We start from the raw sequence: 24,878 nt of genomic DNA on the forward strand, positions 1-24,878 counted from the left end.
GGCTTTCACTTTTACTACTGAAAAAAAGTATAGGAAGTGTCACCTTTGAATTGGAATCAATTATGGAAGAAAGATATGTCCCTTTTAATTATATTAATGGTCGTTGTTCCGATTGCTGGGGAGCTGAACTTTCATCCCTTTAATGATACGTTTCGAGTTAGCTTCGGTACACCGCTATTCTTCTTTTTATTATTATTTTTAAGAAGAGTACCAGCAGGAGTTGCAGGTATTCTTGTTGGTATATCTGTAGTCTTATTCCGAGTATGTCTTGACTGGATCATGCAAGGTTCATTTCATATGACAGAATCATTTTATTTGCGTTATCCTGTGTTCTTCTATTATTTTATTTATGGCAGTTTTTTTTCGCTTTGTAGGGTAAATAAATTCCATCAGAAACCAATCATTATTGGATGCCTTGGAATTTCAATTGAAATTGTTGCAAGTATGTCAGAACTTGCGTTTTATCACATGTTAGTACTAGGTACAACAATAACGATTTCTGAAGTGAATAAACTTATTATTATTGCTATTTTTCGTAGTTTCTTTGCACTTGGTTTTTTAAATATGATGAATTTATATGAAACGAAATTAAAAGAATCGCAAGTTCGAAAAGAAAATGAAAATATGTTAATGCATCTTTCTAATTTATATGTGGAATCTGTTCATTTGAAAAAGACGTTACAAAATGCGGAGTTAATTACACAAGAAGCATATCAACTATATCGAAATTTACAAGTAAGCGCTGATTCAAGTAGTAAAACAGCATTGAAAATAGCGGGGGAAGTGCATGAAATAAAAAAGGATAATCAAAGGATATTTGCAGGATTATCTAAACTGTTATTAGATAAAAATGTGGCTGAATATGTAGAAGGACATGAGTTAGCAGAGATGATTGTTAGAATAAACGAGAAGTATGCTGAAATGCTAGAAAAGGATATACGTTTTTCTAAACATATAGAAGGTGAGCATGCTGCATACCACGTGTATACAGTGCTATCAATTTTTAATAACTTAGTTGCAAATGCAGTTGAAGCAATTGAAGATAAAGGTTTCGTTATTATTAAGCTATATAAAAGAAATCAGCATATATTTTTTGAAGTAATTGACGATGGGCCTGGTATTACACAAAAGTATAAGAAATTAGTATTTAAGCCAGGATTTACTTCCAAGTATGATCAAACGGGAACACCGTCAACTGGTATTGGGCTTTCTTACATAAATGAAATGGTAACAGAGCTAGGCGGAGAAGTGAAATTAGAAGACCGAGAAAATAAAAGAGGATGTAAGTTTATCGTTTGTTTACCAGAGGATAGTTTAAAGCAGGAAGGGGAATAGATTTGTTTTATTATATCGTAGACGATGATGAAGTTTTCCGTTCGATGCTTTCGCAAATTATTGAAGATGGAGATCTTGGAGAAGTAATTGGTGAGGCGGATGACGGAGCTTTTATTGAAGCGGATCAACTAAATTTTAAAAAAGTAGATATTTTATTTATTGATTTGTTGATGCCGATGAGGGACGGAATTGAAACAGTTCGTCACATTGCGTCAACTTTCACGGGGAAAATCATTATGATTTCTCAAGTGGAATCGAAGCAGCTTATAGGTGAGGCATATACAATTGGTGTAGAATATTATATTACAAAACCATTAAACAAAATCGAAGTTGTATCTGTTGTACGCAAAGTGATGGAGCGTATTAGATTGGAGCGTTCTATACATGATATTCAAAAATCATTGAATAACGTGTTTCAGTGGGAAAAGCCGCAATTGCGTACTGAACCAGTGCAAGAAGGAAAAAAGATAGGGGATTTAGGACGCTTTTTACTATCAGAACTCGGTATTGCGGGAGAGAATGGAAGTAAAGATTTACTTAGTATGCTGGAATATTTATATGGTCAAGAAAAGGCACAGACATTTGAGTTTGGCTTTCCTGCGTTAAAAGAAATTTTTCATCATATTACGATAAGGAAATTAGGGGATCTAGCTTTAGAGGCGGATATTGATAAAGAGAAAAAAGCGTCTGAACAAAGAGTACGTCGAGCTATTTATCAGTCGTTAAATCATTTGGCTTCTTTAGGATTAACAGACTTTTCAAATCCAAAATTTGAAAGCTATGCTCCAAAATTTTTCGATTTTACCGTAGTTAGAAAACGGATGACAGAAATGACGAAAGATGAACGCGCATCTTCTGGTCATACGCGAATTAATACGAAGAAGTTTATTCAAGTGTTGTATTTTGAGGCGAAGAGGTTGATGGAGATAGAGTGAAGAAGATGCTTATAAATAAGCATCTTCTTTTGTTAAATCAACATTTTATATTTTCTCGTGGAGCATGTAAAATGTTAAGTAAGAGAAAATGGTTTTATATTAAGGAAGTGTCAAAGCGATGAGTTTCACATTGAATAAATCGATTATTAAAGAAGTGTGCGGAGAGACCTCATATAAAAGAGGTGAAGCCTATTATAAATCAAATAAAGTGATAATAGATCATTACGATGAAAATAAAGAAATTTGTGAGGCGACAGTAAAAGGGAACGAGGATTTCCATGTTACAGTAGCAAAAGCCAAAAAGGGTGATGTTGTTGCAAAATGTAGTTGTCCTTCATTAGCGTCTTTTCAAACGTACTGTCAACATGTTGCAGCAGTATTAATACAAATAAACTATAATCAACAAACAGGTGGAATGAGCTCCACTAGTAGCAGAAATGATCAATTGACAAGTGGTATGTTTCAGCTGTTTGCAGACAAACCACTGAGGCCAAAAAGTAAACAACACCGTTTTGATACACGTGAAATATTAGATATTGAGTTTATATGTACACCAGTAGCTACGAGAAGTGGTGGGGCTCTTCTTGGAATTCAATTGAAACTTGCCAAAGTGTATTTCATAAATCATATTAGAGAATTTCTTTCTAAGGTGGAGAAAAGGGAATCTTTTCATTGTTCAAATGAATTTACATATACACCAGATGTACATAGTTTTAAACAAGAAACGGATGCGATTATTCAGCAGCTCATTAAAATGTATCATAACGAAAAAATGTATGAAAATACGCTAGAAGTACATGCGAAACAAGATGAAAGTATGATATTTATACCACCAGCTTCATGGAAAGATATGCTCTCTTCACTTTCTAAAGTTGAATATGTACAGCTGAAACAAAATGAACAACTGTTTCAGGGATTACAAGTTTCAAAAGGGTTGTTGCCGTTACACTTTGAATTTACGAAGGGAAATAATGGCGGATTTACACTTCATATAGATGGTTTAAATCGTGTACAAGTTATGGATATGTATAACAATGCACTTTACGATGGGAAATTATATCACTTACACATTGAAGATTGTATGCGACTTATTGAATTACAAAAGATGATGAGTCGCTCAAATAGTAATCAGTTTTATATTCCAGAAAGTAAGATGGAACATTTCGTCGCGAAAGTTGTACCAGGATTAATGAAGCTCGGAACTGTACACATTGATGAAGTAATATCGGATCGTGTTGAAACACCTTCGCTAAAAGCGAAATTGTATTTAGACCGCGTGAAAAATCGCTTATTAGCAGGTCTTGAATTTCACTATGGGAACGTTATGATTAATCCGCTAGAAGAGGATGGACAGCCGTCTGTTTTTAACCGTGATGAGAAAAAGGAAAAAGAGATTTTAGACATTATGAGTGAAAGTGCTTTTGCAAAAACAGAAGGCGGTTACTTTATGCATAATGAAGAAGCTGAGTATAACTTTTTATATCACGTTGTGCCAACATTAAAAGGTTTAGTTGATATTTATGCGACAACAGCAATCAAATTGCGAATTAGTAAAGGGGATGCAGTTCCTCTTATTAGAGTGAGAAGAAAAGAAAGAATTGATTGGTTGTCATTTCGTTTTGATATAAAAGGAATACCAGAAGCAGAAATTAAAGGTGTATTAGCGGCCCTTGAAGAGAAACGTAAATATTATCGATTGGCGAATGGTTCGTTTTTATCGCTAGAGAGTAAAGAGTTTAATGAAATTAATCAGTTTATAAAAGAATCAGGTATTCGGAAAGAATTTTTACATGGAGAAGAGGTAAATGTTCCGCTTATTCGAAGTGTAAAATGGATGAACGGACTTCATGAAGGCAATGTTTTAAGTTTGGATGATTCTGTTCAAGAGTTAGTAGAAAACATTCAAAACCCGAAAAAATTAAAGTTTGCTGTGCCAAATACTTTAAATGCAGAAATGAGAAAGTATCAAGTATATGGGTTCGAATGGATGAAAACACTTGCTCATTACCGTTTTGGCGGTATTTTAGCAGATGATATGGGACTTGGAAAAACGTTGCAAAGCATTGCTTTTATAGATTCTGTTTTGACTGAGATTCGAGAAAAGAAACTGCCAATATTAGTCGTTTCACCATCATCTCTTGTTTATAATTGGTTTAGTGAATTGAAAAAATTCGCCCCGCATATTAGAGCAGTTATTGCAGATGGAAACCAAGCAGAGCGCCGGAAAATTTTGAAAGATATAACGGAATTTGATGTCGTAATCACGTCATATCCATTACTGAGAAGAGATATAAGATTATATGCAAGACCATTTCATACACTATTTCTTGATGAAGCACAGGCGTTTAAAAACCCTACAACGCAAACGGCAAGAGCTGTGAAAACAATCCAAGCTGAATACCGTTTCGGACTAACTGGTACACCTGTAGAAAATTCATTAGAAGAGCTATGGTCTATCTTCCATGTCGTCTTCCCGGAATTATTACCAGGAAGAAAAGAGTTCGGTGATTTAAGGCGTGAAGATATAGCGAAGCGAGTGAAACCATTCGTATTAAGACGATTAAAAGGGGACGTATTAAATGAGTTGCCAGAGAAAATAGAGCACTTACAATCATCGGAGTTATTACCCGATCAAAAGAGTCTCTATGCTGCTTATTTAGCGAAGTTAAGGGAAGAAACGTTAAAGCATTTAGACAAAGACACGTTACGTAAAAATAAAATTAGAATTTTAGCTGGTTTAACGAGATTGCGACAAATTTGTTGTCATCCCGCTTTATTTGTTGATGATTACAAAGGAAGTTCAGCTAAATTTGAACAACTGTTAGAGATTTTAGAGGAATGTAGAAGTACAGGGAAGAGAATATTAATTTTTTCTCAATTTACGAAGATGCTTTCCATTATTGGTCGTGAGTTAAATCGACAAGCAATTCCATACTTTTATTTAGACGGGAGTACACCAGCGCAGGATCGTGTAGAGCTGTGCGATCGGTTTAACGAAGGAGAAGGAGATCTATTTCTCATTTCTTTAAAAGCTGGTGGTACCGGACTTAATTTAACTGGTGCAGATACAGTAATATTATATGATTTATGGTGGAATCCAGCTGTTGAACAACAAGCGGCCGATAGGGCGTATCGAATGGGACAAAAAAATACAGTGCAAGTTATAAAGCTAGTAGCTCAGGGAACAATTGAGGAGAAAATGCATGAACTGCAAGAAAGTAAGAAAAATTTAATCGCTGAAGTGATTGAGCCGGGAGAAGAGAAATTGTCCTCAATCACAGAGGAAGAAATTCGAGATATTTTAATGATTTAATATAAAAAAGCTATGCCTTCAAATTTATGAGGGCATAGCTTTTTTGTTGTAATAATTATATTTTGTTTTGTACAAAGTAAAGAAATCAAATGTTATTTAAATTACTTCTTTGTACCTTTACTTTTGTATGGTTTGGCAGCTGCCTTTTTCTTTGCACTTGATTGCCAACGGTTCCATCCTTTACTTCCTGTACCTTGTCCTACACCTTTTTTCGGTTTTGCTTTCGTTTTACTCATATGATCACTCCGTTATATAAAAATCTTATTTGATAATAGTCAATGATTCAGAAAATACTCTTTATAAATGACTATGATTGCTTTAAGTAAAAATAAACTGCTTGAATGCTATAGTATAACATGAATTTGCAAGTAAACTGAAAGGAATTATAAAGAAAATGAAAATAATAAGAAATACTGCAGATTCTATATTCCGAACGATCACATTAATTGTTGTGTATACGTTAGTTTCGGTCAGTGAAACATTTTTTGGATTGACGAGGCAGAAAAAGTAAAGATGTTAAATTAACAACAATCAATAAAGCCGTAAAATAAAGAATTGAAAAATATTTTAAAACTTTTTGTTGACTTTCTTTATTTTTTGTATAGAATAATCATTAATAAAATGTTTCAGAGATGTGACAACAAAACGACTATGAAAGGATGAGTAGTAGTAGGACGTAGTTTAAGCGAGTCAGGGGTGGTGTGAGCCTGATACGAAGCCTATTATGAAGAACCTCCTGGAGTTGCTAACCGAAATCCTTTATAGGAAAGTAGACTTAGCCGGGAACTTCGCCGTTACAAGAAGAACAGTATCGAGATATTTCATCTCCGTATTGTATAAGTGAGCAACCTCTGTTGCTAATTTGGGTGGTACCGCGGAACCAAAGCCTTTCGTCCCAGTTTTTTGGGAAAGAAGGGCTTTTTTTGTTGGCTTCTTTTCACAACATCCAAACATTTTAGGAGGAAACCACCATGTATCAATCATTAATGACAGTAAGAGAGACTCAAATCGCAATTAAGGAAGTTAAAACATTTTTCGAGGACCAATTAGCAAAACGCCTTGAACTATTCCGCGTATCTGCACCATTATTCGTAACGAAAAAATCAGGATTAAACGATCACCTAAACGGTGTAGAACGTCCAATTGAATTTGATATGTTACATTCAGGAGAAGAATTAGAAATTGTTCATTCACTAGCGAAATGGAAACGATTTGCATTACATGAATACGGATATGAAGCTGGTGAAGGTTTATATACAAACATGAACGCGATTCGTCGTGATGAAGAACTTGATGCAACGCATTCCATTTATGTTGACCAATGGGATTGGGAAAAAATCGTTCAAAAAGAATGGCGTACTGTTGAATACTTACAAAAAACAGTACAAACAATTTATGGAATATTCAAAGATTTAGAAGATCACTTATTTGAAAAATATCCGTTCCTTGGAAAGTATTTACCTGAAGAAATTGTTTTCGTTACTTCTCAAGAATTAGAAGATAAATATCCAGAATTAACACCGAAAGATCGTGAACATGCAATTGCAAAAGAACACGGTGCAGTCTTCATTATCGGAATTGGTGATGCACTTCGTTCAGGTGAAAAGCATGACGGACGCGCAGCTGATTATGACGATTGGAAATTAAACGGTGACATTTTATTCTGGCACCCAGTACTACAATCTTCATTTGAGTTATCATCAATGGGAATTCGTGTTGATAGTAAATCACTTGATGAGCAGTTAACGAAAACTGGTGAAGACTTCAAACGTGAGTATGATTTCCATAAAGGTATACTAGAAGACGTACTACCATTAACAATCGGCGGTGGCATTGGACAATCAAGAATGTGCATGTACTTCTTACGTAAAGCACATATCGGTGAAGTTCAATCTTCTGTATGGCCTGACGATTTACGTGAAGCTTGCAAGAAAGAAAACATTCATCTGTTTTAATAGAAGTAAGGGAATAGCTTAAATATAGAGCTATTCCCTCTTTTTTATAAAACATTACTTATTTATTACCGAGTTCTTCTGCTAAACCGATTAAAATTCCTTCGACTCCACGAATGTAGCAGAGACGATACGAGTTCTCGTACTGAACTACTTCGCCAACGAGCTCTGCACCATGCTTAGTGAGTCTGGAAACCATTTCGTCAATATCCTCGACAGTGAACATGACGCGTAGATAACCGAGGGCGTTTACAGGAGCTGTTCGGTGATCTGCTATAGTAGGAGGGGTGAGAAATCGCGAAAGTTCAATTCGGCTGTGGCCATCTGGAGTGACCATCATAGCGATTTCTACGCACTGAGAACCGAGTCCAGTTACGCGACCAGCCCATTCACCTTCGACATTTGCTCGACCTTCGAGATTCAAGCCAATCTCCTCAAAGAAAGAGATTGCGTTATCAAGGGATTCTACAACAATGCTGACATTGTCCATTCGTAGTAATTTGTTTTTTGCCATAGTCTTATCTCCTTATGTATAAAAGTTTATTATTTAATTATCCTCATAATTATACTACTAAGTAGTTACAAATTCCTTTCAGTCAAAAACACCTTGTCACAGTATAGGAAAATGTGACAAGGTGTTTTTTAATATATCATATAGCATCTTGTTAACGAATAGCTTTTTATTTAATAGGAAGGAAGTAGATTAATATGTTTTTTTTATAAGCGTTACTAAACATATCAAATTAGCTCATTTGCACGAAAGGCTCAATTTTCGCCATAAATGATTGATGCAGCGCCTCAACGCCTGTTACTAAATGAAGGCGGTCAATAACGACAGACACTTTAATTTCTGATGTACTTACCATTTTAATATGAATATCTTCTTCTTTTAAAGTAGTGAACATATTTGCAGCGACACCTGGGTTAGATACCATGCCAGATCCTACGATTGATACTTTTGCTAAGTGATTTTCATGTTCTACAGATTCGTAGTGAAGAGTTTCTTGATTTTGTTCCAATACTTCTAATGTTTCTCTTAAATCATTCGAGTGAATGGAGAAGGAGAGATGAACAGTTCCTTCATTTGTAATACTTTGAATGATGATATCTACATTAATATGTGCCGCTGCTAATGTAGAGAAAACAGTTGAAAGTGAACCTTGTTCTAATCCTTTCACTGTGATGCGTGTAATATTATCTTCAAATGCAATACCTTTAACGATTGATTGTTGTTCCATGTTACATTCTCCTTTTACAATTGTTCCGTTTTCTTGTTCCATACTTGAGCGAACTTCTAAAACTACGTTATGATTTTTAGCAAACTCAACAGCACGCGGGTGTAATACGCCAGCACCGAGGTTTGCAAGTTCTAACATTTCGTCATAAGAAATTTCATCTAATTTATAAGCATCTTTTACAACTCGTGGATCCGTCGTATATACGCCGGTCACATCTGTGTAAATATCACATTTTTTTGCGTTTAGTGCAGCAGCTAATGCGACAGCAGTTGTATCAGAACCGCCTCGTCCAAGCGTTGTAATTTCAAAATCTTCACTGACTCCTTGGAAACCAGCTACAATAACAATCGTACCTTCAGCAAGATAAGATTGAATACGATCTGTATGAATGTCAGTAATCCGTGCACTACTATGTACAGATTCTGTCGTAATACCAGCTTGCCACCCTGTTAATGAAATTGCATGATAGCCTTTTGCTTGCAGTGCCATCGTTAATAATGAAATAGTTACTTGTTCTCCTGTAGATAGAAGCATATCCATTTCACGTTTACTTGGATTTTCTGTGATAGCGTTAGCGAGTGCGACAAGTTCATCTGTGCTTTTTCCCATTGCTGAAACGACAGAGACAATGCTATGACCTCGTTCATATTCTTCAATAATTAAATTTGCTACATGTTGAATGCGTTCGACGCTTCCGACAGAAGTGCCACCGAATTTTTGAACAATTGTTTCCATTACAGATTCCTTCTTTCGTCTATTTTTAAGAATAGATTAGGAAATATATAAATCCCAATACTCCTGTAGTTACCAGAAAGACAAACAAAAAACACCATCTCAAATAAGTGAGGATGGTGCTGTTACAGGAAAAGGGAAACAGAAAACGGAGCTAATAAAAAAACCGCCAAAAAAGGAATATCATAAAAAATGATATCTCTTTTTTGTAGATAGCTCTTCATACGTACACGTCTGTACATATGACAGTTCTGTTTCTATTCGAAAACAGCCCCAATTGATAAATGCAGAGAAACTTATCAATTTCGGCAATACTTCCTTTCATCTAAGTTCATAGACATCTCTGTGTCTCCATTAGAATACTCATAAGTATCGCAACCTCTATCTCACGTTTTAGGCGAGAGTGTTTGATTTATGAAGTTGTTGGTAACATTTGTTTTATAATAATTTAAATTTTCCGGGGAATCAAGTGTTTTATATATATTTTAAAAATTCTTTCTTTTTTCTGAGGAAGTTTGTGAAAAATGTAGCAAAATAAATTCATTGCATGTACATTAAACTTATAGTGCATAGGAGGTGGGAGAATGAAAAGGAAACAGCCTATTTATGTTGCGACAAAAATGAACACGACGATGGGAAAATTATGGGGATATACGCAAGAACCAGATATACATACAGAGTGGGATGCTCGCTTTACTGAAATTTCGTATTTAGAGAAAAAAGAAGGAGAACCACAGAAGTTTTTGTATAAAACAAAGATTGGATTTGGGTTTGAAATAGCTGGAGAAGGGGAATCAATAGGTGAAATAAGAAAAGATATTTTAACGCAGTTATGCAATTGGATGGAAACGAAAATGAAATTGTAGATTATTTTGGCGAACCACATTTACTCGTTTCTACACTGCATTTTCATATCGATGAGTTAGGGGCAATGCATATTTCTTCAAAGAAACAATGGTTTTATATGTTTGGAAGAAAAATGCCGTTACCAAAATTTTTGTATGGTGAAGCAAAAATTGTTGAAAGTTATGATGCAACACTACAGTGTTTTCGAATTCATGTACAAGTACGAAACCCGTTAATTGGCTCGCTTTTTTCATATAAGGGAACATTTGTGGAAAGGAAATAAACGATATGAAAAATATAATATTTGGGCTTGCTTGTTATGTTGTTTTTCTAATATATGAGTGGTCGAATATAAATCCTGTTGAAGCAATTATATTATTGTCTGTTTTATTATTTATACCAATGTCACTTTGTATTATTGATAAAAGAAAAAGAGATGGATCGTATTTATTATTTTATAAATTCGTATCGTTTTTATATCCAATCGCAGCAATTTGTGCAATGCTAGCTTTCGTCACAAATTACAATGTATTTGCGCTAGTTTGGTTTGTATATACAGGAATTGTTGCGTTATTTGGTGTAAGTAGATTGCTAGAAAGAGGATGGAAGCCGTTAGAAGAAATCGCCATAGATAGTGCGTTTATTTATTTGTTTTTAGGTGGTTTTTGGTTTTTTGCTTCAGTAGCAAAACTTTCAATTATGCATTTTAGCTCTGACATTGTTTTACTCACAGCAGCGCATTTTCATTATTCGGCGTTTCTATTGCCATTATCAGCTGGTTTAATAGGGAGAAAAAGAGAAAAGAGAAGTAAAGTATATGATGCTATTATGTTTATCATCATGATTTCACCTATGACAGTTGCAATAGGAATTACATACTCGAGAATATTTGAATTTTTTGCAGTGCTCCTATATTTATGTGCCATTTATGGATATGGATTTTACGTTTGGAGAGCAAAATTTAATGCTATCAGTGCAAAGATTCTTTTAATCGTTTCGTCTAGTACACTCATGGTTACAATTATGTTCTCACTTATATATTCATACGGAAATTTGAAGCATGTAATGACGATTACAATTGCTCAAATGGTTTGGATTCACGGTGTTGTCAACGGAATTGGAGTAGCGTTACCGGCATTTGTCGGCTGGATGATCGAAAAGAGTGTTCCGAATTATAAATACTATGGGAAACCAATGAGTAAATTAAGAGGAAGTGTGGCAATTGGTGAGGCTTTTTTATATAGCGGCAATTTAGTAGGCAGTAAGGAATACAACGGTTTAGTTGATCAAATAACTGATTTTCATAGTGAGTCATTTGACGTGACGAAGGTACCTTTAAGTATTATTCGTTTTTATGAAAATACAACAGAGTATGAGTTGCAATCAAATATTAAATGGGCTCGTTGGTTCCGCCTATTTGCATTTTGTTATGAGAAAATGAGCAAGCATGTAGGACAAATACATTTAGGGATGGGCGGCAATTGGGAAACGATGCATGGCTCTATCATTAGTGTAATAGATGAGAAAGATGGAAGAGAGAATGTAAGGGCTTGGATAAGGAAAAATGAAGCAGGTGAATCTATTTTTGTAGCTCTTTATTCAAAGCATACAAATAAGAATGAGACATATATGAATATCGCCTTACCTTTACCTTATTCGAATATGACTGGTATTTTGAAACTATATAATGATAATCATGATTTAATCATTACTAGTAAGTTAAGAGAAAATGGCCAGGGAGATGAGGGGATTTATTTACATACTCGGTTCTTAACAATCCGTTTACCGTTAGCAGAGACTTTCATCATTACAGAGGGTAAGGATAAAATGTTAACAGCTCATCATAGCATGTGGCTATTTGGACTTGAATTTTTACATATTCATTATAAGATTGAAAAAATTGCACAGAAGTAAGAAAGGCTTGGATGGGTTTCCAAGCTTTTTTATGTATGGGTAATTGTCATAGAAATTTGTTTATTTAGCTCATTATCCCAAACACGTTGAATTTCAAAAGTGCCTGTTTCAAAAAATAATGGGAATCTTTCTTTAAACCAAGTTTGCACAGGTAGCTTTAGTGCTGTATTGATTGGTATCCATAATAATTCACCCTCAGGAGGATTCAAAAGAAGTTCACCTTCAAATGAGTCTGTCCAATAGTTAAATACCATATATCGAACATTATCTTTCGGATTGACATATTCATCTAATCCTTTAAAAGTTAAATTGGAAACAAGTAATCCAGTTTCTTCTTTTACTTCTCTTATAGCGGCTTGAACGATACTTTCGGGGAAATCTACTTTGCCGCCAGGAGCGATGTAGCCAGGGAAACCTCGATGGCTGGGGCGTTTTATGAGTAAAATTTCATTGTTACGTTGGATCATACACATTGTATAGATCTGATGTTCGATGTTATGTGAATTTGGAGGCATAATGATGTATTCTCCTTTATATTTTTTTGATAATTTTACCATAACATAATTGTTTCTTATATAATTAGAAATGGAATGTTATAAATTTTCAGTTATATATTATAAATTCTATAGTCATTCGAAAAGAGGGGAGAGACATGCAAGGAGAAATACAAAAGGAGAAAAGTTTAGGTTATATTGGAAAATTATTATTACCAGTTAAAGTATCAACGCACTTTAAGTTTTTATGGATTGGACAATTACTCTCGGCCTTAGGTAGTTCGATAACTATGGTCATACTTCCAGTTGTTGTGTATTCATTAACTGGTTCAACAGTTGTAATGGGGATGACGATGGCAATGTACATGCTACCTAATATTCTTGCTTTACCGTTTGCGGGTTTAATTGTAGACCGAATTGATCGGGTTAGGTTAATGTTATTTACGGATATAATCCGCTGTATATTAATGCTATTACTTGCATCGCTTATATTTATGGATTTATTAACAATTACGATTTTATATATTCTCGTTGCCATATACGGACTTATGGAAGGGATATTCCAACCAGCATATTCTGCTGTAAGGGCGAAAGTATTCGTCCCTGAAATTCGTAATGCAGCTAACGCACTCACTCAAATGAGTAATCAAGGTATACGATTAATTGGGCCAGCACTTGGTGGGTTAATCGTATCGGTTGCATCTGCAGGGATAGGTTTCGGACTAGATGCAGCAACGTACTTATTATCATTTTTATGTTTATTATTTTTAAAAGAAATTAAGTTTAAAAAAGTAAAACCCATTGAAAAGAGTAAGCTTAATTACAAACAAGAGTTTATGGAAGGTGTTTTAGTTTTAAAAAGTCATCCGTGGCTGTGGATTACAATTTTAGTTTTTTCTTTTATAAATATTTGTTATGCCGGTATTATCGTCGTATTAATTCCATGGTTATTTAATGTTCATCATCATTTTGAAGCTTACTTGTATGGACTTGGCATGGCCTTTTCTGGTGGTGGGGCTGTAATTGCCGCATTAATATTTGGTGGGAAAGAGCTGTGGCATAAGAGAGGATTACTGGCTTATGGAGGTGTTTTAATGAGTGGCATTGCTTTATTAATTATGCCATTCATTTCTTGGGCACCCGCTTTAATATTCTTAATGGCAATTGAAGGATTTGGCATGATGATATTTGGACTCATTTGGGAAACGAGTTTACAGGAGCTTGTACCAGAAGAAGCATTCGGAAGAGTGGCAAGCCTTGATATGTTGGGTTCTTTTGCTTTATTGCCATTAGGATACGTAGTTGTAGGCTGGTTAGCTACTGTCATAGGTGGCGAGATAACTATTATAACACTAGCTAGTTTAGTAATTTTAACAATTGGAATAGCATTGTCTGTACCGAGTATTCGTCGATTTAATTGATTATATGGGAAAAGAGGGCTAGACCTATATAGAAAATAACTTAGCATATAATCAACTAGTATTAATAAAACATCTTTGTAATGAAAAGCCTTCCATACACATTTGGCACAAAAAAATTAGTATGGAAGCAACAAAAATAGAAATCACAAAAGAAGTGACGGAAGCGATACAAGTAGGTTTCAAAAAAGAAGAATAAGCCCTAAAGAAATTAGGACTTATTCTTCATTAAATACAAATGTTTGTTTCATTTTTTTACCTTCATTTACCGGATGGCCGTTATAAGAGAAATTCTTTTCTTCCCAAGTGATCACAACTTTAAAATTATGACTATTAAAGTCTAATGGGAATACCATGTAGTCAAAGCTTGTATGACTTTTAGAAATGTTTTCATTAGGTGTAGAAGGTTTAAAGGTAGCTTTAGAGGTAGGATTGTTATCAAGTATTTCCACAGATACATTTGATACATCATGACCGATGTTTTTTACGAGTAAACTATACGTATCAAATACACCTTGTTTTGGCTGGATTGCTTGCTTGTTTGGATTATGGGATTTATCAATTTCGACATACCATTGTTTAGACTTTGACGCAATCGGCAGTGACTGAAATGTGTAAGCACTAGCTTGCATTGGTAGTGCTAAACATATAAGCGTAAAGAGAGTTAATATTTTTCGTTTCATTTTTTTTAGAGCTCCCATTCTTTAATGGATTTACTTGTTATTATCTTCTTTTTACGAGTTAATATACCATATAATGTAAAGTGGTTATTGTGAGTAGTGAATCAATATCTTATTCACTACTCTTATAGCTAACATAATTACGTATGAAGTAAGAAAGAATAAATTTGTTTTTTCTATACTTAGATTACTGCCCTTTTTAAAAGGGCTATTTTTACGTTTTAATAAAAAGAATATACTAAGAATTCCGTATAAATTATTTATTTTAATGTAGTTAAATGTGCTTGTATATGTGAAATTAGAGAGGGAAGCTGTGTAGAGATGTTTCTACACAGCTATTTAGGATATGAAAAAATTACCAAAAATATGTTAAAATAACATTGTCATACAACAAGGGGGATTTGTTTTATGGAAAATGGACATCTTGCTAAAGTAGACTTAACGAAAAAAATTGAATCAAAATCTAAGTACAATAAGAAATTAGAAAAATATCAAAGGCGCTTATTAGCATTACAGCAAATTTTGAAAGAAGAAAAAATCGCGGTTATGCTTGTTATGGAAGGATGGGATGCGGCTGGTAAAGGTGGGGCAATTAAGCGGGTGACGGAACATCTTGACCCACGTGGGTTCCAAGTAGATCCAATTGGAGCGCCTGCACCTCATGAAAAACGTTACCATTATTTGCAACGTTTCTGGCGCAAAATTCCACAGTACGGGCAAATCACCATTTTTGATCGCTCATGGTACGGTCGTGTGTTAGTTGAGCGTGTTGAAGGATTTGCTACAAAGGAAGAGTGGATGAGAGCATATGATGAGATTAATGATTTTGAAAAACTACTAACAGATGACCATTACATAATGGGGAAGTTCTTCTACCATATAAGTAAAGAGGAACAGTTAAAGAGATTTAAAGATAGAGAGAAAAATCCTTTGAAAAGATGGAAAATTACAGACGAAGATTGGCGTAATCGTGAAAAATGGGATGAATATGTTGAAGCGATGGAAGACATGTTTGAAAAAACAAGTAAGCCAAATGCGAAGTGGCATATTATTGAAAGTAACGATAAATTGTATGCTCGTGTGAAAACGTTAAAAATTATTATTTCATTCATTGAGGATTATTTCTTAGAACATGGTATAGAATTGCCTTCTTATTATTATGAAATGAAAGAGGATATTGAAGTTTTGCAAGATGTAGGTGTGAAAGAGTAAAAAAGAAAATGGCCCTGTGAATTGGTGAAACCAAATTATGGGGCTTTTTTATTTAGAAACATTTTACAATTAACAGAATAAGGTATATAATCAATAATCATATTAACATTGTTAATATGATTATTGATTATATAATGTGTGGGGGTTTTACTTTGAAGGGAAGAGATGTTGTTTTAGGTTTATTAATGGAAAAGGAATTGTCTGGTTACGATATTAAAATTGTGTTTGAAGACGTATTTACTCATTTTTTTGATGGAAGTTTTGGAATGATTTATCCAACGTTACGACAATTGGAGAATGAAGGGAAAATAAAAAAAGAGGTTGTCATGCAAGAGGGGAAACCGAATAAGAAGATGTACTTTATTACAGATGAAGGACGTGAAGAGTTTTATCAATACATGCAGACGCCTGTAGAGAAGGATGTTTTACGTTCGGATTTTTTAATGAGAATGTATTTTGGTAACTATAGTGATGATGTAACAATAAAAAAATGGATTAAAGATGAAATTGAAAGAAAAGAAGCGTACATTGCAGATCTTCGATTGAAATATGAAAAGTGGAGAGTAGGTATTACTTTCGTCGAAGAAATTTCACTAGATGTAGGTATTGCATCTTATAGTGCACAAGTGGAGACTTTGAAGAAAAAATTAGAAGAGTTAGAGGCGAAAGAAAACAATAAAACAGAAGAATGAAAAACGCGTTCACAATAAATAAAGGGGTATATAAAGATGGAGCAATCAAAGGGTATTAAGATTGTCTTTTTAATGTGTCTAGGTATCTTTCTTTGTATGATTGATACGACAATTATGAATATAGCTTTACCGGCAATACAATCGAGTGTAAATACTTCGTTAGAAAAGATGTCTTGGGTATTAAATGTTTATACAATGACGATTGCAGTACTTGCCATTCCGTTAGGGCGGATAGCTGATATCTTTGGAAAAGCAAAGATGTATATTCTGGGTCTGGTGATTTTTGGTGGTGGATCGGTACTTTGCGCTTTTGCTAATACAGGTGATTTTCTTATTTTTTCTCGTTTTATACAAAGTATTGGGGCAGCGATTTTATTTCCAACAAGTATGGTAATTGGTGTATCAGCTATGCCATTAGCTAAGAGGCATGTTGCGCTTGCAATTTTAGGAGTAACACAAGGATTGTCAGCTGCTATGGGACCAGTAATAGGTGGAATTATTACGCAAAATTTAGGATGGAGATGGGTGTTCTTCGTTAATGTTCCGGTTTGTATAATAGGAATCGTGTTATGTTGCATCATGCTACAAATAAAAAATGAAGAACGTATTATCTCAAAAATAGATTGGATAGGACTACTATTAAGTAGCACAGCAATTTTTTCATTTACTCTCATATTAGTAAAAGGTAATACATGGGGATGGCAAAGTAATATTGCTTTGTCTTGTTATGCAATTAGCACTATTTCTCTTATTCTATTTATTTTAGTAGAACGAAAGATTCATAACCCAATGGTGAATTTAAAGTTATTTCAAGATCGAATGTTTGTCGGAGCGTCGATCGTTGTTATATTGAGTAATTTATTTTTAATTGGAGTTACTGTATTGCTTCCAACGTTCTTGACGAAACTACAGGATCGAACGGAAATTGAAGCGGCTTTTTTAGTGACACCTATTTCAGCAATGATATTTTTTGTCTCACCAGTTGCAGCAACTTTAATTAAAAAACTCGGAAAAGTAACTATTATTTTGTCAGGATTTCTTGTTATGGGGCTTTCCTACTATTGGTTGCAAATGATTGATGTTCATTCAACAAATATAGAAATTATTATTCCATGTATGATATTAGGTGTTGGATATGGTTTAGTAGTGGGGCCAATTACAGTTTTAAGTGCGTCTTCGTTTGAAGGAGAATTGTTAACTGCTTCTCAAAGTGTTGTATCAATGTTACGACAAGTTGGAATTGTATTGGCAGTCGCAATATTTGTCTCTAACTTAACTCACAATTTAACTGTAAATAAAGAAAAAGTATATCGTTATGCAGAAGAAAAGGTGCGTACTATTCATGTGAATAGTACTGAGCAAACTGAAATTTTACAAATGACTAAAGAGAAAATAGAGAATCAAAGTTTAGAGTCGAATATAAATAAGAAACAAAATGCAATGACAATGGGATTAAGTAAAGAGAAAAAGGAAGAATTGATTCGCGACAAGACGGATGAAATATTAAGAAAAGTTCCAGTAGAATATAGAGATGTAAAAAGAGAAGAAGTTATGAGGAAAGTGACAAAAGAAGTTGAAAAACAAGAGGAAAGTATAAAGAAAGAGGTACTCACATTTTCAAATGATGTGAATCATTATGCCAAGAATCAGATGGCTATGAGTTTTACAGATTTATATAAAGCAAGTGTGCCAATTATTTTAATTTGTGCTTTCGTAAGTTTGTTGTTTTGGGAAGGGAAAGCTTTGAGTAAAAAGAGAAAGGGAAGGATAGTAGAAGAAGCGTAAAGGAAAACAGGCTGCTATTAGCCTGTTTTCCTTACGTTAGTATGAAAAATCTGGATTTAATTCTTTAAATTTATGACTATAATGCCTTTTATTATTAAAACCAACAAAATCAATTCCGACGCAAGATTCTAAATTTCCGTCTACAATCGTAGAATCCACGAAGCTTAAATGTTTTAATTTTTGTAGTTCTTTAATGAATTGTAGATTTCGTATGTTACCACAACTTGATAAGATGAGAGTTTCTAATTCCGTTAAATAGCGCAAATATTCGTGGTTTTTAAGCTTACTGCAATGGTCGAATTCGATGTGTTTTAAAGTTGAAGCATTGTTTTCAATTTCATCAATATGCTCTAAATTTCTTAAATAATTGAGTTCTAAATGCTTTAATTTAGGTAATGACCTACATCCTTTTAATGAATTAATGTTCCCTTGTGTAATGCTTAGTTTTTCAATTTTTTGTAAAGACATTAATTCTTCAAGGTTCTTTTGTTTCGGTTTGTATTTCCAAATGTACAGTTCTTTTAAGTTAGGACAAGATTCGAAGCCTTTAATGTTTTTATTACACTTTATGTGAAGTTCCTCTAAATTTGTAAAGCTTTCTAGCTCTGTTAAGTTTAGTGGAACTTGTGGTTCTTCTAGTGATAAAGATTTTAAGTTTTTTAATTTATATAGGGCTGAATAATCAGTAATATATATACTACTAATGTGTAAGCTTTCAATTTGCGGGCAGTGTTCAAGAAAATTAATATGGTGCAAACTATACCTAAGGTCATTAATGTAAACATCAGTAAAGTTGTTTGTATTAATGAAGTCTACGTATTCATCCAGTCTGTTTTCATGGATTTGTACTGTGCCATCCATAACTAAAAAGTTTTGTGGTTTCTTTTTGATAGATATTTGTAAAGGATTCATGTATTGAAATATTTCTGTCTTGTTTTCTAAAATAGTTTCAACACTTCTTTTGACAGTTGGAACATTGTCTCTTTGTTTGTAAGCTATTAAGGTTGACTTTATTTCTGACGGATCTGCTAATAAAATTTTTGGATCCATTTCATGTAGTACATCTTCATTTGCAGGTATACAGCTAACCATTGCATCAAGTGCTATTAAACTTAAAGGGTGTCCTTTTGTTAGCCAAGACTTAATTCGTCTCCAAGTTAGTTGTGATACTGCAGCTAATCGCGCCCAATCGTTATGAAATGATACTGCATGTTCCTCTATCCAATCTAATGTTTCTGAGGATTGAAAAGAATGCAGACAAATGAAGGAAGTGGTCGGAAGCTCACTTTTTAATACTGTTTTTAGCCTTTCTATTACTAAAGGAAAGGCTTCTTCAAATGGTAAACAATAAGCTGCAGCGTGAGAAAGAGGTGCAAGTAAATCTTCATCAAATGCCTTCCACAGTTTTCTTATCCAATCTGAGGCGAATTCTCCTAGTATACATATAACAATTTCAAGTAATCTAGTTTTAATTACACCATTCATTGTGTTTGAAAAGCGGTTTATAACAGCATCTAGTACTTCGTTTTGATCGTACCTATTAAGAGCTTCAATTTCTGCTTCTTGAAGAAACCATCTAGTCATGGTGTAATCAAGTAATTCCTCTAAACTAGAGCGAACTTCTTCTAAAGTGGGCACGGGTGTAAGTTTGTGCTCATTCATCTCTAATTTTGGTTGCTTCGCTTTACCATCTTCTTCATAAAAACTATCATGCAAATAATATTTATAAGGTGAGTGAATCATTACAAGATGGTACCATTCTTTAGGATGTAAAGATAACGAAATAAGACGCTCATGACATTGGTTACATAATTTATAAGGTTGATTTGCTTGATCGGATTCTTCTATTTTATATACTGGATCATGTTTGCAAGCTTCACATAATTCTACTGTTTTTTTCATTGTTTCCTCCTTGCCTATTGTGAATAGTAGTATTTTTAATATAGCATGGGATAAGTCGAGTATGATTAGAAAGTTTTTTAGAATGAAAGGAAGGAATGGAAAATGCCATTGAATATGTAACGTTATACATAGTACATTAACAAGAGGGATTAATTTTAAAAGGAGGATGGGGAATTGCTAGATAAGGCAGGGGCTTTAATAGATAATCATGTGTACACAGAAGAAGAGCAACAAAAACTATACAAACGAACGTTAATAATCGTCAGCATTTCACAAATGTTTGGCGGTGCAGGACTAGCTGCTGGTATTACAGTGGGCGCACTTCTTGCGCAGCAAATGCTTGGAACAGATGCGTTTGCAGGATTACCAACTGCTATGTTTACATTAGGATCGGCATTAGCAGCTTTCATAGTAGGGAAGCTTTCGCAACGATATGGACGCCGGATAGGTCTTGCAACAGGGTTTATAGTAGGTGGATTTGGAGCAATTGGTGTTGTAATGGCAGCTTTAACAAATAGTATTATTCTTTTACTTATTTCTTTACTTATATATGGTGCTGGTACAGCCACGAATCTACAAGCTCGTTATGCAGGTACAGATTTAGCAGATAAGAAGCAGAGAGCAACGGCTGTTAGTATTACGATGGTAATGACGACTTTCGGTGCAGTTGCAGGACCAAATTTAGTAGGGGTAATGGGAAGTTTTGCTCATTCAATTGGAGTTCCTAAACTTGCAGGTCCGTTCATACTATCGGCAGCAGCATTTATACTGGCGGGTCTAGTTCTTTTTGTTATGCTTCGTCCAGATCCTTTGATTATTGCTAACATAATAGAAAGATATAAACAGGAACATACATATAAAGGACAACCAATAACAGAAGAAGCGAAAGAAAATAAACGAGGTATTACAGTTGGAGCAATCGTAATGATACTTACGCAAATCGTGATGGTTGCGATTATGACGATGACGCCAGTTCATATGGGACACCACGGTCACGGTTTAAGTGCAGTAGGACTTGTGATAGGTTTTCATGTAGGTGCAATGTATCTTCCATCTCTCGTTACAGGAATGTTAATTGATAAAATTGGCCGAACTACAATGAGCATAGCTGGTGGAGTGATTTTACTTGCAGCGGGTGTCATAGCTGCGATAGCGCCAAGTGATTCTTTATTATTATTAATCGTTGCTCTGTCTTTACTTGGGCTAGGATGGAACCTCGGATTGATAAGTGGTACAGCACAAATCGTTGATTCCACAACACCGTCTACACGTGCTAAAACACAAGGGAAAATAGATGTTTTTATTGCGCTAGCTGGAGCTTCTGGTGGAGCAATGTCAGGTATGGTAGTAGCGAATTCAAGTTATGCGGCATTGTCATTGGCTGGAGGCGTGTTAGCGTTATTACTTATTCCTGTTGTGATATGGTCTCGAAAAGGGGCAAGAAATTAAATGAAAAAGAGGTTCTAGTTACTGGCTAGAGCCTCTTTTTATACACTTAAATTAAATTCCACTCTACAATAAGCCCTAAATGCGTAAGTCCGCCACCAAATCCGTATAGTAAAAGTGTGTCTCCGTTATTTAATTTCCCTTCTTTTATAGCTAAATTTAAAGCGAGTGGAATGGTGACTGAAGAGGTATTCCCCATATATTCCACGCTCGTTAATGTTTTTTGTATTGGAATTTGAGACTTTTCGCAAATAGATTCGATCATTCGTAAGTTAGCGCTGTGGGGTATGAACCAGTCTATATCATCTACTTGCATATTTACGGTATGTAATAAATTTTTTATGCCTTTTGGTACCGTGCGTGTTGCCCATTTATATACTTCTCTTCCATTTTGAACGATTTTTTCATTTGTTTGCAGTGGTGTGCCATTCATAGTAGTAGATAAGTTTGTTCTATATAGATGAATGCCGCCATCACCGTTTGTTCCCATGTGAGCAGCGATAAAGCTTGGGGTGTTTTCATCTCTTTCTAATAAAATAGCTCCAGCACCATCACCGAATAAAATACAGGTCGTTCTATCGGTATAATCAGTAACTTTAGATAATGTCTCTGTCGCTACGACAAGTACTTTTTCATGTGATCCAGAAGTGATTAAGCTATTACCGACGTGTAGTCCATATGTAAAACCAGCACAAGTTGCATTTAAATCAAAAGCTAGTGTATGAGGTATGTTGAAGTATTGTTGTATTTGGCAAGCAACACTAGGGAAAACGTAATCAGCAGTAGTAGTAGCGACAATGATACAGTCGACATCTTCTAAGTTTTTCTTATATGTTGTACATAAATTTTCAATTGCTTTAATGGCTAAGTTTGAGGAGTATTCTTCGTCGCTAGCGATTCTTCTTTCCTTCATTCCTGTTCTTTGTACAATCCATTCATCATTCGTATGGACCATCTTTTCTAAATCGTTATTAGACAATATTTGATCTGGAACATAAGTACCAATTGCAGTAATACGAGATTTAGAATGCATAGGAACATCTCCTAACTTTTATTTTTATAACCTGATACTAATATTAGGTTATAAAAATGTCAATAAAGATTTTTGTTGTATTAAAACGATAATACTTAACTTACTATGAAGGAATTTGGCGAGTGCTGTAAAAATAATATACGAGAAGTTTCTAAATTTGATAATTGCTTTTGTTATTTTTATTGTGAGAAAAACTCGCAAAAAATGACGATTAAAGTAAAAATATAAAGATTTTCTTTCGTGTGATATAGGTTGTTAAACCTTGTGAAAGCGAATTACTTATGCTACACTTTATGTAACTTAAAATGAACGGAGGGGCTTCCTTTGATCTTAATCAGATTACGTCTCAATACTTTGTGCCAATAATTGAATAGCGCTCAAAGGCTCTGTCTGTGTACAGAGTGAACGGGATTGGTCTGCCTATTTTAAAGGAACCCTTTATTAAGCTTATATGTGAAAAAGAGGGAGGGACGAATACGCCCTCTTTTTGTTTTGCCTTTATAAATAGAATGGGATTGTATAAGTGAACACTTACCGTGGATACGTATACAATCTTGGGACTTTTTGACTATAAAATAGGATGAAAGCATAGCTTTCTTCTATTTCTTTGGTGAACCCTTATCCGTTTACGAAAACACAGGCAGCGACCTGTGTTTTTTATTTTACGTAATCGAAATGGAGGAATAAATATATGGAAGAAGTATTACAAAGAGCAGTTTTAGTTGGAGTAAATGTAGGTAATGAAGATGATTTTGCATATTCAATGGAAGAGTTAACAAATCTTGCGGAAGCTTGTGATGTAGAGGTAATTGGGCAAGTAACGCAAAATTTACAACGAGTAAATCCATCGCATTATATCGGAAAAGGAAAGATTGAAGAAGTTGCAGCGTATGTACAAGAAATAGATGCGAATATGGTTATCTTTAATGATGAATTATCTCCTTCACAAATTCGAAATTTAGAAGAGGATTTAGATTGTAAGGTAATTGATCGTACCATTTTAATTTTAGATATTTTTGCGCAACGTGCGAAAACGAAAGAAGCACAGCTACAAGTAGAAGTAGCACACCTTCAGTATATGATGCCTCGTTTAATCGGTCTTCGTGAATCGTTAGGGAGACAGAGCGGCGGCGTTGGTACGAAAAATAAAGGTGTCGGTGAAAAGAAGTTAGAGTTAGACCGTCGTAAAATTGAAGAACAAATTTCAGTTTTGAATAAAGATTTAGAAGCGCTCGTTGCCCAGCGTCAAACGCAGCGAAAGCAGCGTAAGAAAAATGAAATACCTGTTGTAGCATTAGTAGGTTATACGAATGCAGGAAAGTCAACGACGATGAATGCAATGCTTGAAATTTATAATGGTACAGAAGAAAAACAAGTATTTGAAAAAGATATGTTATTCGCGACGTTAGAAACATCTGTACGAAATATTGATTTGCCAGATAATAAATCATTTTTATTAACAGATACAGTTGGATTTGTAAGTAAATTACCACATCATCTTGTGAAGGCGTTCCGTTCAACGTTAGAAGAAGTAGCGGAAGCAGACCTACTTATTCACGTTGTAGATTACGCAAATCCAAATTATGAACAATTAATTGATATTACAAATGAAACGTTAAAGAAAATTGGAGTAGAAAATATTCCAACGATCTATGCTTATAATAAATCAGATATGGTAGATGTTGAAATTCCGAAAGTGCAAGAAGATCGCGTTTATTTATCAGCGAAGAAACATGTTGGAATTGAAGAACTTGTAGAAATGATTCGCTCACACATCTATAAAGAATATACGAAGTGTGAAATGTTAATTCCATATGATCAAGGACAGGTAGTTTCGTATTTCAATAATCATGCACACGTTTTATCTACGAGTTACGAAAACGAAGGTACCAAATTACAAATAGAATGTAAGACGAGTGATTACGAGAAGTATAAGCATTTTGCAATTTAA

At 34.5% G+C, this 24,878-nt stretch carries 18 protein-coding genes, 2 pseudogenes, 1 riboswitch and 1 other annotated feature; of the genes and pseudogenes, 13 read left to right on the forward strand and 7 right to left on the reverse strand.

Features of this window, described 5'->3' with window-relative positions:
- The first annotated feature begins 36 nt into the window (after positions 1–36).
- The 3 genes from ACTFRM_RS05150 (at position 37) to ACTFRM_RS05160 (ending at position 5,583) form a co-directional block, all read left to right on the forward strand.
- Positions 37–1,335, forward strand: coding sequence for a sensor histidine kinase (locus tag ACTFRM_RS05150; protein WP_002023846.1), 1,299 nt, complete (start codon positions 37–39; stop codon positions 1,333–1,335).
- A gap of 2 nt (positions 1,336–1,337) precedes the next feature.
- Complete coding sequence (locus ACTFRM_RS05155; protein WP_000500297.1) at positions 1,338–2,270, forward strand: response regulator; 933 nt, start codon at positions 1,338–1,340, stop codon at positions 2,268–2,270.
- A gap of 118 nt (positions 2,271–2,388) precedes the next feature.
- Complete coding sequence (locus tag ACTFRM_RS05160) at positions 2,389–5,583, forward strand: DEAD/DEAH box helicase (protein ID WP_000011044.1); 3,195 nt, start codon at positions 2,389–2,391, stop codon at positions 5,581–5,583.
- 101 nt (positions 5,584–5,684) lie between these two features.
- On the opposite strand, the gene ACTFRM_RS05165 is transcribed toward ACTFRM_RS05160, so the two are convergent.
- Positions 5,685–5,819, reverse strand: a complete 135-nt coding sequence (locus ACTFRM_RS05165) for a DUF3934 domain-containing protein (RefSeq protein WP_000047588.1) — start codon at positions 5,817–5,819, stop codon at positions 5,685–5,687.
- A 406-nt stretch (positions 5,820–6,225) separates the two neighbouring features.
- Positions 6,226–6,484: a binding site (T-box leader), on the forward strand.
- 70 nt (positions 6,485–6,554) lie between these two features.
- Between ACTFRM_RS05165 and asnA the strand changes: the two genes are divergently transcribed.
- Entirely contained in the window at positions 6,555–7,538 is a 984-nt protein-coding gene (gene asnA / locus ACTFRM_RS05170) for an aspartate--ammonia ligase (protein ID WP_000284917.1), read from the forward strand.
- 58 nt (positions 7,539–7,596) lie between these two features.
- Here asnA and ACTFRM_RS05175 read toward each other — a convergent pair whose 3' ends face one another.
- Both ACTFRM_RS05175 and ACTFRM_RS05180 read right to left on the reverse strand, forming a co-directional pair.
- Positions 7,597–8,049, reverse strand: a complete 453-nt coding sequence (locus ACTFRM_RS05175) for a VOC family protein (RefSeq protein WP_001107259.1) — start codon at positions 8,047–8,049, stop codon at positions 7,597–7,599.
- Positions 8,050–8,278: 229 nt separating this feature from the next.
- The gene (locus tag ACTFRM_RS05180; RefSeq protein WP_000448039.1) at positions 8,279–9,508 is read right to left on the reverse strand and encodes an aspartate kinase; all 1,230 of its coding nucleotides are present in this window, start codon (positions 9,506–9,508) and stop codon (positions 8,279–8,281) included.
- Positions 9,509–9,710: 202 nt separating this feature from the next.
- Positions 9,711–9,897, reverse strand: a riboswitch (Lysine riboswitch).
- 192 nt (positions 9,898–10,089) lie between these two features.
- Here ACTFRM_RS05180 and ACTFRM_RS05185 point away from each other — a divergent pair.
- The 3 genes and pseudogenes from ACTFRM_RS05185 to ACTFRM_RS05195 all read left to right on the forward strand — a co-directional run.
- Positions 10,090–10,368: pseudogene (locus ACTFRM_RS05185) on the forward strand (hypothetical protein); the annotation flags it as partial.
- A pseudogene (locus ACTFRM_RS05190) lies at positions 10,311–10,634 on the forward strand (DUF4166 domain-containing protein); the annotation flags it as partial. The pseudogenes ACTFRM_RS05185 and ACTFRM_RS05190, both read left to right, overlap by 58 nt.
- 5 nt (positions 10,635–10,639) lie before the next feature.
- Entirely contained in the window at positions 10,640–12,265 is a 1,626-nt protein-coding gene (locus ACTFRM_RS05195; protein WP_000789387.1) for a YndJ family protein, read from the forward strand.
- Between the two features lie 29 nt (positions 12,266–12,294).
- On the opposite strand, the gene ACTFRM_RS05200 is transcribed toward ACTFRM_RS05195, so the two are convergent.
- Positions 12,295–12,780: an 8-oxo-dGTP diphosphatase gene (locus tag ACTFRM_RS05200; protein WP_001134944.1), complete on the reverse strand. Its 486-nt coding sequence runs from the start codon at positions 12,778–12,780 to the stop codon at positions 12,295–12,297.
- A gap of 137 nt (positions 12,781–12,917) precedes the next feature.
- Here ACTFRM_RS05200 and ACTFRM_RS05205 point away from each other — a divergent pair, with 137 nt between their 5' ends.
- Entirely contained in the window at positions 12,918–14,180 is a 1,263-nt protein-coding gene (locus ACTFRM_RS05205) for an MFS transporter (protein ID WP_088322015.1), read from the forward strand.
- Between the two features lie 215 nt (positions 14,181–14,395).
- On the opposite strand, the gene ACTFRM_RS05210 is transcribed toward ACTFRM_RS05205, so the two are convergent.
- The gene (locus ACTFRM_RS05210) at positions 14,396–14,860 is read right to left on the reverse strand and encodes a hypothetical protein (RefSeq protein WP_000823331.1); all 465 of its coding nucleotides are present in this window, start codon (positions 14,858–14,860) and stop codon (positions 14,396–14,398) included.
- Positions 14,861–15,265: 405 nt separating this feature from the next.
- Here ACTFRM_RS05210 and ACTFRM_RS05215 point away from each other — a divergent pair, with 405 nt between their 5' ends.
- From ACTFRM_RS05215 to ACTFRM_RS05225, 3 genes are all read left to right on the forward strand, one after another.
- Positions 15,266–16,069 (forward strand): polyphosphate kinase 2 family protein, encoded by an 804-nt coding sequence (locus tag ACTFRM_RS05215; RefSeq protein WP_000427315.1) that lies wholly within the window; start codon positions 15,266–15,268, stop codon positions 16,067–16,069.
- A gap of 152 nt (positions 16,070–16,221) precedes the next feature.
- The gene (locus ACTFRM_RS05220) at positions 16,222–16,761 is read left to right on the forward strand and encodes a PadR family transcriptional regulator (RefSeq protein WP_000678333.1); all 540 of its coding nucleotides are present in this window, start codon (positions 16,222–16,224) and stop codon (positions 16,759–16,761) included.
- Between the two features lie 36 nt (positions 16,762–16,797).
- Complete coding sequence (locus ACTFRM_RS05225) at positions 16,798–18,546, forward strand: MFS transporter (RefSeq protein ID WP_000438110.1); 1,749 nt, start codon at positions 16,798–16,800, stop codon at positions 18,544–18,546.
- Positions 18,547–18,582: 36 nt separating this feature from the next.
- On the opposite strand, the gene ACTFRM_RS05230 is transcribed toward ACTFRM_RS05225, so the two are convergent.
- A complete protein-coding gene (locus ACTFRM_RS05230) occupies positions 18,583–20,448 on the reverse strand; it encodes a hypothetical protein (RefSeq protein WP_000754351.1) in 1,866 nt (621 codons plus the stop codon).
- Between the two features lie 174 nt (positions 20,449–20,622).
- On the opposite strand from ACTFRM_RS05230, the gene ACTFRM_RS05235 reads away from it, so the two are divergent.
- Positions 20,623–21,897 carry an MFS transporter gene (locus ACTFRM_RS05235; protein ID WP_000884513.1) on the forward strand — a complete coding sequence of 425 codons (1,275 nt, stop codon included), beginning with the start codon at positions 20,623–20,625 and terminating at the stop codon, positions 21,895–21,897.
- Between the two features lie 46 nt (positions 21,898–21,943).
- Here the strand turns inward: ACTFRM_RS05235 and ACTFRM_RS05240 are convergent, their stop codons facing one another.
- Entirely contained in the window at positions 21,944–22,927 is a 984-nt protein-coding gene (locus ACTFRM_RS05240; RefSeq protein ID WP_000555752.1) for a ketoacyl-ACP synthase III, read from the reverse strand.
- Between the two features lie 691 nt (positions 22,928–23,618).
- On the opposite strand from ACTFRM_RS05240, the gene hflX reads away from it, so the two are divergent.
- On the forward strand, positions 23,619–24,878 hold the full coding sequence (hflX, locus tag ACTFRM_RS05245) for a GTPase HflX (RefSeq protein ID WP_000393283.1): 1,260 nt from the start codon (positions 23,619–23,621) through the stop codon (positions 24,876–24,878).

It is taken from the genome of Bacillus cereus group sp. MYBK227-1, from assembly GCF_051916325.1.
Taxonomy (GTDB): Bacteria; Bacillota; Bacilli; order Bacillales; family Bacillaceae_G; genus Bacillus_A; species Bacillus_A cereus.

Coding starts and splice junctions, on each gene's coding strand:
- ACTFRM_RS05160 (WP_000011044.1), top strand. CDS start 2,389: ATGAGTTTCACATTGAATAAATCGATTATTAAAGAAGTGTGCGGAGAG.
- ACTFRM_RS05165 (WP_000047588.1), bottom strand. CDS start 5,819: ATGAGTAAAACGAAAGCAAAACCGAAAAAAGGTGTAGGACAAGGTACA.
- asnA (WP_000284917.1), top strand. CDS start 6,555: ATGTATCAATCATTAATGACAGTAAGAGAGACTCAAATCGCAATTAAG.
- ACTFRM_RS05175 (WP_001107259.1), bottom strand. CDS start 8,049: ATGGCAAAAAACAAATTACTACGAATGGACAATGTCAGCATTGTTGTA.
- ACTFRM_RS05180 (WP_000448039.1), bottom strand. CDS start 9,508: ATGGAAACAATTGTTCAAAAATTCGGTGGCACTTCTGTCGGAAGCGTC.
- ACTFRM_RS05195 (WP_000789387.1), top strand. CDS start 10,640: ATGAAAAATATAATATTTGGGCTTGCTTGTTATGTTGTTTTTCTAATA.
- ACTFRM_RS05200 (WP_001134944.1), bottom strand. CDS start 12,780: ATGCCTCCAAATTCACATAACATCGAACATCAGATCTATACAATGTGT.
- ACTFRM_RS05205 (WP_088322015.1), top strand. CDS start 12,918: ATGCAAGGAGAAATACAAAAGGAGAAAAGTTTAGGTTATATTGGAAAA.
- ACTFRM_RS05210 (WP_000823331.1), bottom strand. CDS start 14,860: ATGAAACGAAAAATATTAACTCTCTTTACGCTTATATGTTTAGCACTA.
- ACTFRM_RS05215 (WP_000427315.1), top strand. CDS start 15,266: ATGGAAAATGGACATCTTGCTAAAGTAGACTTAACGAAAAAAATTGAA.
- ACTFRM_RS05225 (WP_000438110.1), top strand. CDS start 16,798: ATGGAGCAATCAAAGGGTATTAAGATTGTCTTTTTAATGTGTCTAGGT.
- ACTFRM_RS05230 (WP_000754351.1), bottom strand. CDS start 20,448: ATGAAAAAAACAGTAGAATTATGTGAAGCTTGCAAACATGATCCAGTA.
- ACTFRM_RS05240 (WP_000555752.1), bottom strand. CDS start 22,927: ATGCATTCTAAATCTCGTATTACTGCAATTGGTACTTATGTTCCAGAT.
- hflX (WP_000393283.1), top strand. CDS start 23,619: ATGGAAGAAGTATTACAAAGAGCAGTTTTAGTTGGAGTAAATGTAGGT.